Annotated in this window: 13 protein-coding genes; 9 read left to right on the top strand and 4 right to left on the bottom strand. The window is 53.4% G+C overall.

Going from position 1 to position 14216, the window contains the following annotated elements:
* Positions 1-38: 38 nt before the first annotated feature.
* Positions 39-956 (top strand): SPFH domain-containing protein, encoded by a 918-nt coding sequence (locus tag ACP3TC_RS15860; RefSeq protein ID WP_313856203.1) that lies wholly within the window; start codon positions 39-41, stop codon positions 954-956.
* Positions 956-1405 (top strand): NfeD family protein, encoded by a 450-nt coding sequence (locus ACP3TC_RS15865; RefSeq protein ID WP_313856202.1) that lies wholly within the window; start codon positions 956-958, stop codon positions 1403-1405. The genes ACP3TC_RS15860 and ACP3TC_RS15865 overlap by 1 nt, the downstream gene beginning before the upstream one ends.
* Here ACP3TC_RS15865 and cueR read toward each other — a convergent pair.
* Complete coding sequence (cueR, locus tag ACP3TC_RS15870; RefSeq protein WP_313856201.1) at positions 1402-1812, bottom strand: Cu(I)-responsive transcriptional regulator; 411 nt, start codon at positions 1810-1812, stop codon at positions 1402-1404. The two genes, ACP3TC_RS15865 and cueR, sit on opposite strands and share 4 nt — an antisense overlap.
* 223 nt (positions 1813-2035) lie before the next feature.
* On the opposite strand from cueR, the gene aphA reads away from it, so the two are divergent.
* Positions 2036-2749, top strand: coding sequence for an acid phosphatase AphA (gene aphA / locus ACP3TC_RS15875; RefSeq protein ID WP_313856199.1), 714 nt, complete (start codon positions 2036-2038; stop codon positions 2747-2749).
* 87 nt (positions 2750-2836) lie between these two features.
* Here the strand turns inward: aphA and ACP3TC_RS15880 are convergent, their stop codons facing one another.
* On the bottom strand, positions 2837-3241 hold the full coding sequence (locus ACP3TC_RS15880) for a hypothetical protein (protein WP_313856197.1): 405 nt from the start codon (positions 3239-3241) through the stop codon (positions 2837-2839).
* Between the two features lie 313 nt (positions 3242-3554).
* On the opposite strand from ACP3TC_RS15880, the gene copA reads away from it, so the two are divergent.
* The 3 genes from copA (at position 3555) to ybaK (ending at position 7596) form a co-directional block, all read left to right on the top strand.
* Positions 3555-6068, top strand: coding sequence for a copper-exporting P-type ATPase CopA (copA, locus tag ACP3TC_RS15885; protein ID WP_426816818.1), 2514 nt, complete (start codon positions 3555-3557; stop codon positions 6066-6068).
* A 73-nt stretch (positions 6069-6141) separates the two neighbouring features.
* Positions 6142-6945 (top strand): TraB/GumN family protein, encoded by an 804-nt coding sequence (locus ACP3TC_RS15890; protein WP_313856195.1) that lies wholly within the window; start codon positions 6142-6144, stop codon positions 6943-6945.
* A 171-nt stretch (positions 6946-7116) separates the two neighbouring features.
* A complete protein-coding gene (gene ybaK / locus ACP3TC_RS15895; RefSeq protein ID WP_313856194.1) occupies positions 7117-7596 on the top strand; it encodes a Cys-tRNA(Pro)/Cys-tRNA(Cys) deacylase YbaK in 480 nt (159 codons plus the stop codon).
* Between the two features lie 2 nt (positions 7597-7598).
* Here ybaK and ACP3TC_RS15900 read toward each other — a convergent pair whose 3' ends face one another.
* Entirely contained in the window at positions 7599-8468 is an 870-nt protein-coding gene (locus ACP3TC_RS15900) for a LysR family transcriptional regulator (RefSeq protein ID WP_313856193.1), read from the bottom strand.
* Positions 8469-8558: 90 nt separating this feature from the next.
* Between ACP3TC_RS15900 and ACP3TC_RS15905 the strand changes: the two genes are divergently transcribed.
* The gene (locus ACP3TC_RS15905; RefSeq protein ID WP_313856192.1) at positions 8559-8993 is read left to right on the top strand and encodes a multidrug/biocide efflux PACE transporter; all 435 of its coding nucleotides are present in this window, start codon (positions 8559-8561) and stop codon (positions 8991-8993) included.
* 55 nt (positions 8994-9048) lie between these two features.
* Here the strand turns inward: ACP3TC_RS15905 and ushA are convergent, their stop codons facing one another.
* Positions 9049-10662, bottom strand: a complete 1614-nt coding sequence (gene ushA / locus ACP3TC_RS15910) for a bifunctional UDP-sugar hydrolase/5'-nucleotidase UshA (RefSeq protein WP_313857616.1) — start codon at positions 10660-10662, stop codon at positions 9049-9051.
* Positions 10663-10955: 293 nt separating this feature from the next.
* On the opposite strand from ushA, the gene ACP3TC_RS15915 reads away from it, so the two are divergent.
* Both ACP3TC_RS15915 and ybaL read left to right on the top strand, forming a co-directional pair.
* A complete protein-coding gene (locus ACP3TC_RS15915; protein WP_313856191.1) occupies positions 10956-12158 on the top strand; it encodes an MFS transporter in 1203 nt (400 codons plus the stop codon).
* Positions 12159-12492: 334 nt separating this feature from the next.
* Entirely contained in the window at positions 12493-14181 is a 1689-nt protein-coding gene (gene ybaL, locus ACP3TC_RS15920) for a YbaL family putative K(+) efflux transporter (protein ID WP_426816819.1), read from the top strand.
* Positions 14182-14216: the final 35 nt, after the last annotated feature.

Genomic DNA, 14216 nt, shown 5'->3' on the forward strand with positions numbered 1-14216 from the left:
ATGAGTCGGCCCGTTCATCAACAATCTGGAGGTTGTCTATGCTGGCTGTTATCCCGGTGCTGATTATTCTGGCACTGATCGTCGTCTGGTCTGGCGTAAAAATTGTTCCACAAGGTTATCAGTGGACGGTTGAGCGCTTCGGTCGTTATACCAATACCCTCTCGCCTGGGCTGAACCTGATCGTGCCGTTTATGGATCGTGTTGGTCGTAAGATCAATATGATGGAACAGGTGCTGGATATCCCGTCGCAGGAGATCATCTCCAAAGACAACGCCAATGTGACCATCGATGCCGTCTGCTTTATTCAGGTCGTTGATGCCTCACGTGCTGCCTATGAAGTCAGTAATCTTGAGCTGTCGATTCTTAATCTCACCATGACCAATATTCGTACCGTACTGGGTTCGATGGAGCTGGATGAGATGCTGTCACAGCGTGACAATATTAATACCCGCCTGCTGCATATCGTTGATGAAGCCACCAATCCGTGGGGCATTAAAGTGACGCGTATTGAGATCCGCGATGTACGCCCGCCGGTGGAACTGATCGCCTCAATGAATGCGCAGATGAAAGCGGAGCGTACCAAACGCGCTGATATTCTCGAAGCAGAAGGGGTAAGGCAGGCGGCGATTCTGCGTGCAGAGGGCGATAAACAGTCACAGATCCTAAAAGCCGAAGGTGAACGTCAGTCAGCATTTTTACAAGCTGAAGCGCGTGAACGTGCCGCCGAAGCGGAAGCGCGTGCGACCAAAATGGTGTCTGAGGCGATCGCTGCTGGTGATTTGCAGGCGATTAACTACTTTGTGGCACAAAAATATACCGATGCGCTGCAAAAAATCGGTTCTGCCAATAACAGCAAAGTGGTGCTGATGCCGCTCGACGCCACCAGCCTGATGGGTTCGATTGCCGGTATCAGCGAGCTGCTGAAGGAAACTAAACAGGATCGGAGTAACAGCTGATGCTGGCCGAAATGGTTGCCCATCCCCACTGGTTCTGGCTGACGCTCGGCGGGCTGCTGCTGGTCGCGGAAATGCTCGGCACCAGTGGATATCTGCTGTGGAGCGGGATTTCTGCGGTGCTGGTTGGTTTAGCGAGCTGGCTGGTTCCGCTGCCGTGGGCGTGGCAGGGGGTGCTGTTTGCGGTGATCACCATGATTTCTGCCTGGCTTTGGTATCGCTGGATGCAGCGGCGTGAAACACAGCGACAACCCAATACTCTGAATCAACGGGGTAATCAGATGATTGGTCGGCACTTGACGCTGCATACGGCATTGGTCAACGGCATCGGTCATATTCAGACTGGCGACAGTAGCTGGCGGGTACAGGCGGACAGTGACCTGCCTGCCGGTTGCGAGGTGGTGGTGGTAGCAATTGAAGGCATTACCTTACGCATCAGCCCACGGGTTTAAACCGACTTTACCGAGTGACAGCATCCCGCAAGGTTGTTGATAATCGGGCAGTCAGCACTGTCATCGCCAGGGCAAGCCGCTGCCAGTTCCAGCAGGCGCTGGCGCATCTGGCTGAGCTGATCGATATGTGCCTCGATCTCGGCAACTTTATCGAGGGTGCGCGCTTTAACATCCGCGCTGTGGCGTGCAGGATCGTTGAATAGCGCCACCATTTCCCGACACTCATCGAGATTAAACCCCACCTGCCGCGCCTGACGCAGCAGCATCAGTTCATCCAGATGTTTACTGGTATAACTGCGATAACCATTCTCGCTGCGCAGTGGTGGCGTCACCAGCCCTTTCTCTTCATAAAAGCGAATCGCTTTGCTGGTCAGCCCGGTCTTTTTCGCCACGTCACTGATATTCATCGTTCCCCCTCACCTCACCTCTGGTGGTCATATTTTAGCAGATGCTGACTTCAGCGGTACTGCGCCCGCTCCCGAATTTTAATGGCGGTAAAATGTTAGCCTCCAGCACTTTCGACATCACAATTTTCTATGACTCCGATGATAAATCCCTTTAATAATCAGCCTCTGATGGTTATGGTGGAAAAAATCAGATGCATAAAATAACCAGAGGAAAGGGAAGAACATGCGTAAAATCACTTATGCCCTCAGTGCCGCCTGCCTGCTTATTGGCCTCAGCCAGAACCTGATGGCGAAAGAATCGGTACCGGAACCGCTCTATTCAGGCGTAAATGTCGCGCAGCTTGCACAGCAGGCACCGATACATTGGGTTTCCGTCGCGCAAATTGAAAATAGCCTGCAGGGGCGTCCACCGATGGCGGTGGGTTTTGATATTGATGATACCGTATTGTTTTCCAGCCCCGGTTTTTATCGCGGTCAGAAAGAATTTTCTCCTGGCGGGCAGAGCTATTTAAAAAATCCACAGTTCTGGGAAAAAATGAATAATGGCTGGGATGAATTCAGCATGCCGAAAGAAGTCGGCAGCAGCCTGATTGCCATGCATCTAAAGCGTGGTGACAGCATTTACTTTGTAACCGGCCGTAGCCAGACGCAAAGCGAAACGGTGACCAAAACCTTACAGCAAGATTTCAGCATTCCTGACGCCAGTGTTAACCCGGTTATTTTTGCCGGTGATAAAGCAGGTCAGAATACCAAAACGCAGTGGCTGAAAGATAAAGAGATTAAAATATTTTATGGTGACTCTGATAATGATATCACCGCCGCACAGGAAGCGGGTGCGCGCGGCATTCGCGTGCTGCGTGCATCAAACTCCAGCTATCAGCCATTGCCACAGGCTGGCTCATACGGCGAAGAAGTTATCGTAAATTCTGAATATTAAAACGACTGAAAGGCGTGCCGAATAATCCGGCACGCCTTTTTATTTTATGCCGATGGCAAATAGAGGAAATGTCTGTTTATTTAATTATCAGGCTGCGGCAATTGCCCCAATCACAGCAATAGTTGCAGCTGAAACCATAACAATCAGAATCACCGTGGTCGCGGCGACGCCTCCGCCCACCAGCGATGCCGTCTTGCCTTTAGAAAAATCTTTTCTTTCCAGCGAGGCGATATCAGATATCGCAATAACCTTACCTGTATCACTAACAATAGTATTAGGTTCAACTTTCCCTACGGTTAATTCATCCTCTTTGCCATCTTTTAATTTATATTTAATTTTATCACCGACATACAACGGAGGATCCATTTTATAATAACTATAGTCACTGCCTATTTTATCCCGGTTAAGCTGTACAGCGTTATATGACGAGCAGCCGCTCATCGTCAGCGCGGCCAGCAACATCACCGCGGAGATGCTTTTTTTGAATTTCATATTTGTTTGCCCCTACCCAAAGGCGATTAATCAGTACCGGAGTTTGTCACTACGGTTACACTCCGCATTGCTGGAAATAGCGTTAATTTTTTTACCGGCTAAATACCACGTTATAATGGCATAGCCAACCTGACTAAAAGTTAAACAAAATGATTCTGATTAGCGTTACAGACGCGGCACATTTGCAATAAAGTTCTACCCTGCTTAAACAGAGACAGGATAGAGGCTTGACCCTCCCCCTGATGGAAGGTTTAAGCTTATATTCAATCCGGACTGGCACTGGCGTCAATCGGGAAAATCAGGAGCGATAACTATGTCACAGATTATTTCACTGGCGCTGGAAGGGCTATCCTGCCAGCACTGCGTCAAACGGGTAAAAGAGGTTCTGGAACAACGTGATGACGTTGAACAGGCTGACGTGTCCCTTCATGAGGCGCGGGTAACCGGCACCGCTTGCGGCTACAAGTTAATTGAGGCAATCGAACAGGCGGGTTATCAGGCTACCCTGCAAGCGGATACCGCCCACCCAAAGCCTGATCCGCTGACAGATTCAGAACACCAGCCGGAAGCGCTGACAGCGGACACTCCACAGCTTCCGGCACCCACTGCCGTCGACAGCTATCAATTGCTGATCGACGGAATGACCTGTGCCAGCTGTGTCAATCGGGTACAGAGTGCTTTACAACAGGTTCCCGGCGTTACGCAGGCGCGGGTGAATCTTGCCGAACGCAGCGCGCTGGTGCTGGGTTCGGCCTCACCACAGGCGCTGGTGCAGGCGGTAGAAAAAGCCGGTTATGCTGCAGAAGTGATTGAAGATGAAACTGAGCGGCGCGAGAAACAGCAAAATAACGCGCGTCAGGCGATGCGCCGCTTTAGCTGGCAATCGGCGTTAGCGCTGACGCTCGGCATCCCTTTGATGATTTGGGGGATGATCGGCGACAATATGATGCTCACCGAAAGCAATCGCAACGGCTGGCTGGTGGCTGGCGTAATGACGCTGCTGGTCATGGTGATTGCCGGTGGCCATTTCTACCGCAGCGCATGGCGTAGCCTGTTGAAAGGCACCGCCACCATGGATACGCTGGTGGCGCTGGGCACCGCCGCCGCCTGGCTCTACTCAATCAGCGTGAATATCTGGCCTGATTTCTTCCCGATGGCCGCACGCCACCTCTATTACGAAGCCAGCGCGATGATTATTGGCCTGATTAATCTTGGCCATGCGCTGGAGCAACGCGCACGTCAGCGCTCTTCAAAAGCGCTGGAACGGTTGCTCGACCTTACCCCCGCTTCGGCGCGAGTGATAACCGACGATGGCGAAAAAGTGCTGCCGCTGAGTGAAGTGACGCCAGGCATGACTTTACGGCTGACCACCGGCGATCGCGTTCCGGTTGATGGCGAGATTAACTCAGGGGAAGCCTGGCTGGATGAAGCCATGTTGACCGGCGAGCCGGTACCGCAGCAGAAATCTGTCGGTGATACGCTACATGCCGGTACGCTGTTACAGGATGGCAGCGTACTGTTTACCGCTCAGGCTACCGGGAAAAATACCACCCTGGCACGAATTATTCAGATGGTACGTCAGGCGCAAAGCAGCAAGCCGGAAATTGGCAAACTGGCCGATCGGATCTCTGCGGTGTTTGTGCCAACCGTAGTGGCCATCGCCATTATCAGCGCGGCAATCTGGTATTTCGTCGGCCCACAGCCGCAGCTGGTTTATACCCTGGTGATTGCCACCACCGTACTGATTATTGCCTGTCCTTGTGCGCTGGGGCTGGCAACACCGATGTCGATTATTTCCGGCGTTGGCCGCGCCGCCGAATTCGGCGTGCTGGTGCGCGATGCCGATGCGCTGCAACGCGCCAGCAGTCTCGATACGCTGGTATTTGATAAAACCGGTACGCTGACCGAAGGCGCGCCGCGAGTCACGGATATTCTCACCTATAATCAGGCTGAACAGTCACAGGCGCTGCGCTGGGCGGCGGCGCTGGAACAGGGATCAAATCATCCACTGGCGCGCGCCATCACAGAACGCGCCGGTGCAACGTCGCTGCCTGCAACTGAGCAATTTCGTACAATCCCTGGCCAGGGCGTGAGCGGCATAATTGACGGCATCAAAGTGCTGGTGGGCAATCATGCCATGATGCAACAGCATCAAATCGCCACCGATCAAGCGGATGAGTCGATTGCTTCACTGGCTGAAAGCGGTGCTACACCGGTGATGCTGGCAGCCGATGGCAAACTGGTCGCGGTAATGGCCATTCGCGATCCGCTGCGTGCCACCAGCGCCGATGCGCTGAAACGCCTGCATCAGCTTGGCTATCGACTGATTATGCTGACCGGTGATAATCCGGCGACGGCGCATGCCATTGCGCGCCAGGCGGGCATAGATGAGGTGATTGCCGGTGTGTTACCGGATGGCAAAGCGCAGGCGATTATCCGTTTGCAGCAGCAAGGTCGTCAGGTGGCAATGATCGGCGATGGTATTAATGACGCCCCGGCGCTGGCGCAGGCGGATGTCGGTATAGCGATGGGCGGCGGCAGCGATGTGGCGATTGAAACCGCCTCCATTACCCTGATGCGGCATGATCTAAACAGCGTGGCTGATGCGCTGGCGATTGCCAAAGCCACATTACGCAATATGAAGCAAAATCTGCTGGGTGCCTTTATTTATAACTCATTGGGTATCCCGATTGCGGCGGGCGTGCTGTATCCGCTGACCGGTACATTACTGAGTCCGGTGGTTGCTGGTGCGGCGATGGCGCTATCCTCTATTACCGTGGTCAGCAACGCCAATCGCCTGCTGCGTTATCAGCCACCAAAAGCATGAGCTTACAGATCTCCTCTGTTCATCATACAGTTAAACCGCTAGCATAAATTGTTTGATTGCATAAGGCGGAAAAATGGGCAAATTGCTGCGTAAAGTGGCCTCACTGTTCAGAGAGCTTTCTCCGGTGGAATACGCGTACCCGGCGCTGGATATTTTGCTGCCTGGTGAGCGGCAACTGCATCTGGTCGGCAGCATCCATATGGGCACCCGCGATATGATGCCGCTGCCCGCCACGCTGTTGCAGCGTCTGAGTAAAGCGGATGCGCTGATTGTCGAAGCGGATATTACCGGCGGCGTCTCGCCCTTCGCCCACAGCGAATCGCATCCGCCGCTGGAGCAGCGCCTTTCAGCCGAAAACATGCAAACGCTGAAGCGGCTGTGCGAAGAGCTGTCAATTGATGTCGAAATGATCGCCTCACTGCCCGGCTGGCAGGTGGCGCTGATGTTGCAGGCACAGCAGGCGCAGCAACTGGGCCTGCGCCCGGATTATGGTATTGATTACCAACTGTTGCAGGCAGCAAAACAGCAGCAGCTGACAGTGACAGAGCTGGAAGGCCCGGACGAGCAGCTGGAACTGCTGAAAACCCTGCCGGACAACGGTCTGCCGCTGCTGACCGATACCCTGCAACACTGGCATACCAATGCCCGCCTGTTGCAGACCATGGTGAGCTGGTGGCTGGAGACGCCTCCGGCGCAGAACCAGGTGGCGCTGCCGACCACCTTCTGTAGCGAACTGAATGATGTGTTAATGAATCAGCGCAATCTGCGCTGGTGCGAAGCGCTGCACCGCTTACCGGCGGGCCGATACGTGGTGGCGGTCGGGGCACTGCATCTGTATGGCGAGGGAAATTTGCCGGATTTGCTGAAAGGCAGATAAAAAAAAGGCCAATATTGCTATCGGCCCGTCAAAGAGGAATTTTTTTATGATTTTGGTTATCCACCAACAATTGACTTGCTGATGGGACGGCGATTGTCGCTCAAAGCCTGGAATTTCGCCAGCACTTTTCTTCATCAGTGACTATGAGACTTTTCTAAAAAGGATCGAAAAATGACCCCGGCGGTTAAACTACTGGAAAAACAGAAAGTCGCCTTCACTCTGCATCCCTACCAACATGACAGTGATGACACTCACTTTGGTGATGAGGCTGTACGTAAGCTAAATCTGAATGCCGAACAGGTGTATAAAACCCTGTTGGTGGCGATGGACGGCGATGCAAAAAACCTCGCGGTGGCGGTAACGCCGGTTTCGAGCCAGCTGGATCTGAAAAAGGTCGCTAAAGCGCTGGGCGCAAAAAAAGTGGAAATGGCCGATCCACAGATTGCGCAACGCGTAACGGGTTATCTGGTTGGCGGCATTAGCCCGCTGGGCCAGAAGAAGCGACTGCCAACAGTAGTTGATCACCTGGCGACCGGCTGGCCAGCTATCTATATTTCCGGCGGTAAGCGCGGGCTGGATATCGAGCTGGCCGCCAGCGATTTGGTGTCGCTACTTAATGCCCGACTGGCTGATATCGCGCGCCGAGATTAATTTTACCGCTGGGCGCAAAGCTGGTCGATCATCCAGCGTCCGGCCGGACCAGGCGGCGAGCGTTTTGACCACACCGCATCCACCTCAATACTCTGCGGCCAGCCGTTTACCGGCAGCTCGGTCAAGACCTGGTGACCAAACTGCTCCACCAGCCAGCGCGGCAGAATGCTCCAGCCAAAGCCCTGCTCCGCCATCTCCAGCAAAAACAGATAGGAATGCGCATACCACACCGCCGCCGTTGCCGAAGTGCGCGGGTGCAAACTCGGTGCCCAGGTATTCAGCCGCAACTGACGTTCGCCGTCGAGCTGACTTTGCGTCACCAGGCGCTGCTGTGCCAGTGGATGCTGCTGATGAATATAGATCGCCATCTGTGCCTTAACCTGTAGGCGCGAGGAAGCAATTTCCAGCGGCAGTTTAGGCTGCACTCGCACCACGCCGACATGAACGCGGCCAACCTGTAGCTGATCGATAACATCGACATCTTCAGCAATCATGCATTCAAACTCAATTGCCGGGTAACGTGCCGCAAAACGCTTCAGCAGTGATTCATGGTGATCCGCCTGCCAGAAGTCGGAGATCGCCAGGCTGAGCCGCGGCTCAACGTTGCCAGCCAGCCGCACCGCCAGCTCATCCAGCCGCGAACTGGCCGCCAGAATTTCCTGCACCTGTGCCAGCGCCCGTCGCCCTTCCTCAGTCAGCACCGGCTGGCGCGCCTCGCGGTTAAATAGCGCAAAGCCGAGATCGGTTTCTAAATTAGCCACGGCGGTGCTGACGGTTGACTGACTTTTACGTAACGCGCGCGCCGCCGCCGAAAATGAGCCGCTTTCAACGGTTTGTACAAATGCTTCAAGTGATTCAGGAGAGTAACGCATGGCAAACTATCGCTTTTATCGATGGATACTCATTTTATATTACCAATAAAAACGATGATAATCGCCATCAGAACTTATTAAGGAGTGGATATGCGTACCAGAACACTGAAAGAACGTTTTTTACATGCTGCAGGCTTTGAGGTGCTGGCGATCGCAATCGTTGCGCCACTGGCTGCCTGGATTATGGATAAACCGCTGTTTCAGATGGGTGCTTTGGCGATCATGTTATCGACCGTGGCCATGCTGTGGAATATGATTTACAACGCCGGTTTTGATCGCTTGTGTCCACCGGGCGTGGTGAAACGCGGCCTGGGTATTCGTATTATGCATGCGCTGGGATTTGAAGGCGGTTTTATCGCTATTGGCTTGCCGATCGCCGCATGGATGCTGAATGCCACCTTGTGGGAAGCGTTTCTGGTTGAAGTGGGCTTTTTCCTGTTCTTCCTGCCGTACACCGTGGTCTATAACTGGGCGTATGACACCTTACGTCAGAAGGTGATGGCGAAGCGCGAGTGTCAGGCCTGAGAATCGCAACACCATGTCACGGGCGACGAAATCGCCGCCCGTGCAATAAAACGCGTCAGTTTACTGTTTTATAAACAATTTCGCCCTTCGGTGCATATTTCTCCGCATCCAGCGGTGAATGTTGCTCGATATACTGTTTCAATACTTCCGCATCAACAAAACCGGTATTAACGTAACTTGCCAGATTGCTGACCACCGGATAACCGTCACCGCCGGTCGCGTTAAAGCTGAGTAACGCCATGCGGTAAGTTTTGTCCTGCTGCAACGGCTCACCTTTGATTTTGACCTCGCTGACGCCTTTACCGTCGGCAACCAGACTGACATTAGCAAATTGCGCATAGGCTCCGGAATCGACCTGCATATTGGCGACCACCGCCAGATACTTTTCGACATCGCTACCTTTCATATCGACATAAGTCAGGGTATTGCCAAACGGCTGCACCTTCAGCACATCTTTATAGGTGATATCGCCCTTTTCGATGGAATCACGCACGCCACCTCCGCTCATCACGGCAAAATCCGCGTTGGTGCGATCGATCTGTCCGGCAAGGATCACCCGCGACAGGTTAGTCTGAACAAAGCGTACTTTGCTGCGATCGCCTTCCAGATGCTGATTCACGCTACCGATCTTCACGCCAAGCTGTGCCTCGCCTTTTTTCTGGAAAGGCGTCAGTAATTTCATCATCCCCGGATGTTTTTCGATTGGCTGGGTATAGTTCACCCAAGTCTCAGTGCCATCACTGTTTTTGACTTTATGCTTCAGGTTAACCGGGATCAGCTGATAGTGATCCATCGTCAGCTTGCCGTTGAGGAAAGTGAAATCTGCCCGACCAACATATTTGCCCCACTCATGAGCCTGCACGATCCAGGTGCCGTTTTGCTGATCCGGTACGCACGGCGTGCCGGGCACATAGTCAGCCTGTTTAACATTGTCTTTTGCCATACAGACCGGATCCTGCGAATGACCGCCGACGATCATATCGAGATAGCCTGTCGGCAGCTCGCGTGCCATTTCAACATCACCCGGGGCATTTGAACCATGATGACCATTGTCGTAATGGCCCATATGGGTCGCCGCAATAATCACATCCGGCTTTTCACTGGCGCGCAGCGCCTCTACCACGGCTTTTGCTTCCGCAGCAGGCTTACGGAACTCCATATCGGTGAAGTATTCCGGATTGCCGATTTTGGCGGTGTCGTCGGTGGTTAAGCCGATAACCGCGATTTTCAGTCCAGAACGGTTAAATAACGCGTAAGGCTGAAACAGGCGCTCGCCGCTGCTTTTCTGATAAATATTGGCAGACAGCAGCGGAAACTTGGCCCACTTTTGCTGCTGACGCAATACCGACAGCGGATTATCAAACTCATGATTACCGATCGCCATCGCATCATAACCAATCAGGTTCATGCCGCGAAAATCAGGTTCAGCGTCCTGTAAATCGGACTCCGGCACGCCGGTATTAATATCTCCGCCGGAGAGGATCAGTACCGACCCCCCGTGCGCCTGCACATCGTAACGAATACTGTCGACCAGGGTTTTCTGTGCCGCGAGGCCATACTCATCGCGATCGTTATTCCAGAAACGCCCGTGGTGATCGTTGGTGTGCAGTACGGTGAACTTATAGCTGCGGTCTTTTTCCCACGCCTGCGCCAGCAATGGCGTCGCCATTAATGACAACAATAAAATGCCCGGTAAGGCTTTGGTAGTGAAACGCAAAATCAATCTCCTTGTCTGCAACGCCATCTGGTCATCGCGCCAGTGTAAGTCGCCGCGTGCGATAACATCAATGCTTTCAATTTTTTACTCCTGGTGACTTATTATCCCGCAATTTGATTACCGCACCCAGTCAGGATTGTTATAGATATGTTAGCGATCACGGTTTCAGTGATTGCAATCTGTCGGGTAACCCGGTTGAATATCCCGCGAGACACAAAAAAATTCTAACGAAATCAGGTTAATTTATGGCAAGCGATCAAACGGTTTCTGCAACTCCGGCGGCATCCCCACGCACCGCTTTTGGCGTGCTGGGTGCCATCAGCCTGGCGCATTTATTAAATGATATGATTCAGTCGCTGATTCTGGCGATTTATCCGCTGCTGCGCAGTGAGTTTTCACTCAGTTTTGTGCAAATCGGGCTGATAACTCTGACTTTTCAGGTCACAGCCTCGCTGCTTCAGCCGCTGATTGGTCATTTTACCGATAAGCATCCTCAGCCCTGGTCATTGCCGATTGGTATGGGTTTTACCCTTTCCGGCCTGATATTGCTGGCAATGGCGCATAACTTCCCATTAATCTTGCTGGCCGCCGCACTGGTTGGCACCGGTTCGTCGGTGTTTCACCCGGAATCTTCCCGGGTGGCGCGTATGGCATCCGGCGGACGTCACGGTCTGGCACAGTCGCTGTTTCAGGTCGGTGGTAATCTCGGCAGTTCACTCGGGCCGCTGCTGGCTGCATTAATTATCGCCCCTTACGGTAAAGGTAACGTTGCCTGGTTTACGCTGGCGGCGCTGCTGGCGATTGTGGTGCTGTTGCAGATTAGCCGCTGGTATCAGCATCAGAATCGGGTGGCGAAAAGCCGTCCGGTCAGCGTGATTATCAATCCGCTGCCGCGCAAGAAAGTGGTGCTGGCGGTCAGCATTCTGCTGCTGCTGATCTTCTCTAAATATTTTTATCTGTCCAGTATCAGCAGTTATTACACCTTTTATCTGATCCATAAATTTGGACTGTCAGTACAGGATGCACAGTTCCACCTGTTCGCCTTTCTGTTTGCGGTTGCCGCCGGTACGGTAATTGGCGGGCCGCTGGGCGATAAGATTGGCCGTAAATACGTTATCTGGGGTTCAATCCTCGGCGTTGCACCCTTTACCCTGCTGTTGCCCCACGCTTCGCTGGCGTGGACCGGCATCCTGAGCGTGATTATTGGTCTGATTCTTGCCTCGGCCTTTTCCGCCATTCTGGTGTACGCGCAGGAGCTGATGCCGGGACGCATCGGCATGGTTTCCGGCCTGTTCTTTGGCTTTGCTTTTGGGATGGGCGGGCTGGGTGCCGCAGTGTTAGGTCTGGTTGCCGATCGCACCAGCATTGAGTTGGTCTACCAAATCTGTGCTTATCTGCCACTTATTGGCATTCTGACGGCTTTCCTGCCGGATAATCGGCGAAAATAGCCTGCCAGTGCTATGGATATCTGTGAATTGCGTCGCACCTCAGCGTGATAATATATAGTCTGAATTATGATGAGTGGCAGAAATCTCACTCATTGACGGGTTTTCACTGATTTTTCATATTTTTTGCAATTATCACCATTATTGACAAGCGCGCGTCTGAAATATGCAATAAACTTAATGCTTACAACCGGACACATTTGCATACACCCGTAGTGACTGAATATGCAGCAAGGCGGTCAGATTACCCACCGCGATGCAGGGTTGGTATTCGCCGCCCATCCGCGCCTGATGCCGTTACAGCTTCAGTTATTCCGGGAGACACAAGGAGACAGGCATGCATCACACCACACCGCTTATCACGACAATTGTCGGAGGCCTGGTTCTTGCCTTCCTCCTTGGCATGCTGGCCAACCGCCTGCGCATCTCGCCGTTAGTCGGGTATTTGTTAGCAGGGGTACTGGCTGGCCCTTTTACGCCAGGCTTCGTCGCTGACACCAACCTCGCCCCGGAGCTGGCTGAACTCGGCGTTATTCTGCTGATGTTTGGTGTTGGTCTGCACTTCTCGCTTAAAGATTTAATGTCCGTCAAATCCATCGCCATTCCCGGCGCTATTGCGCAGATTGCGGTCGCCACTCTGTTGGGTATGGCGCTGTCGTGGAGTATGGGCTGGTCGCTGATGACCGGCCTGGTGTTTGGCCTCTGTCTCTCCACCGCCAGTACCGTGGTGTTACTGCGCGCGCTGGAAGAACGTCAGTTAATTGACAGCCAGCGCGGTCAAATTGCCATTGGCTGGCTGATTGTTGAAGACCTGGTCATGGTATTAACCCTGGTTCTGCTGCCTGCCATTGCCGGTATGCTGGAGCAAGGCAATGCCAGTGTCTCAATGCTGGCGTGGGATCTGGTGCTGACCATCGGTAAAGTGGTGGCATTTATGGTGCTGATGATGGTGGTTGGCCGCCGCGTAGTACCATGGATTCTGGCAAAAAGCGCCGCTACCGGTTCACGTGAGCTGTTCACTCTCGCAGTATTAGCATTGGCGCTGGGTATTGCCTTTGGCGCCGTTGAATTCTTTGATGTCTCCTTCGCGTTGGGCGCCTTCTTTGCCGGTATGGTGCTGAATGAGTCAGAGCTGAGCCACCGTGCTGCCCACGATACGCTGCCGTTGCGCGATGCGTTTGCGGTGCTGTTCTTCGTCTCGGTTGGTATGCTGTTTGACCCGATGATTCTGGTACAGGAGCCGCTGGCGGTTCTTGGTGCGCTGGCCATTATCGTGCTCGGCAAATCCATCGTTGCCTATTTCCTGGTGACACTGTTTGGACACTCGCGTCGTACCGCGCTGACCATTTCGGCAAGTCTGGCACAAATCGGCGAGTTCGCCTTTATTCTGGCTGGACTGGGTATTTCTCTCAATCTTCTCTCAGCAGAGGGGCGTAATCTGGTGCTGGCAGCGGCGATTCTGTCGATTATGCTCAACCCGATTCTGTTTACCCTGCTGGAGCGTTTTCTGGAAAAAACAGAAACCATCGATGAACAGACAATGGAAGAAGCCATCGAAGATGAGAAACAGATTCCGGTCGACCTGTGTAATCACGCGCTGGTGGTCGGCTACGGGCGCGTCGGCAGCCTGCTTGGCTCGCGCCTGATTGAAGCTGGCGTACCGATTGTGGTGGTTGAAAACTCCCGGCCACGCGTCGAGGCGTTGCGTGAACAGGGAATCAAAGCGGTGCTGGGCAATGCGGCGCGCGCCGACACCATGGAACTGGCGCGGCTGGATTGTGCCCGCTGGTTGTTACTGACGATTCCAAATGGTTATGAAGCCGGAGAGATCGTCACTGCCGCTCGCGAAAAGCGCCCTAATATCGAGATTATTGCCCGTGCGCATTACGACGATGAAGTGGAATACATCATGGAGCGCGGAGCCGATCGCGTGGTGATGGGCGAGCGTGAAATCGCTAACAGCATGTTGAATATGCTTAAGCTGGACCTGGAAACCGAGCCGCAACCCCAGCAGTGCCCAATTTAATCGCTATAAAGCAATATGGGCGGCATTTAGCCGCC

The sequence above is a fragment of the Winslowiella sp. 2C04 genome (genome assembly GCF_050037805.1).
Classification (GTDB): domain Bacteria; phylum Pseudomonadota; class Gammaproteobacteria; order Enterobacterales; family Enterobacteriaceae; genus Erwinia; species Erwinia toletana_A.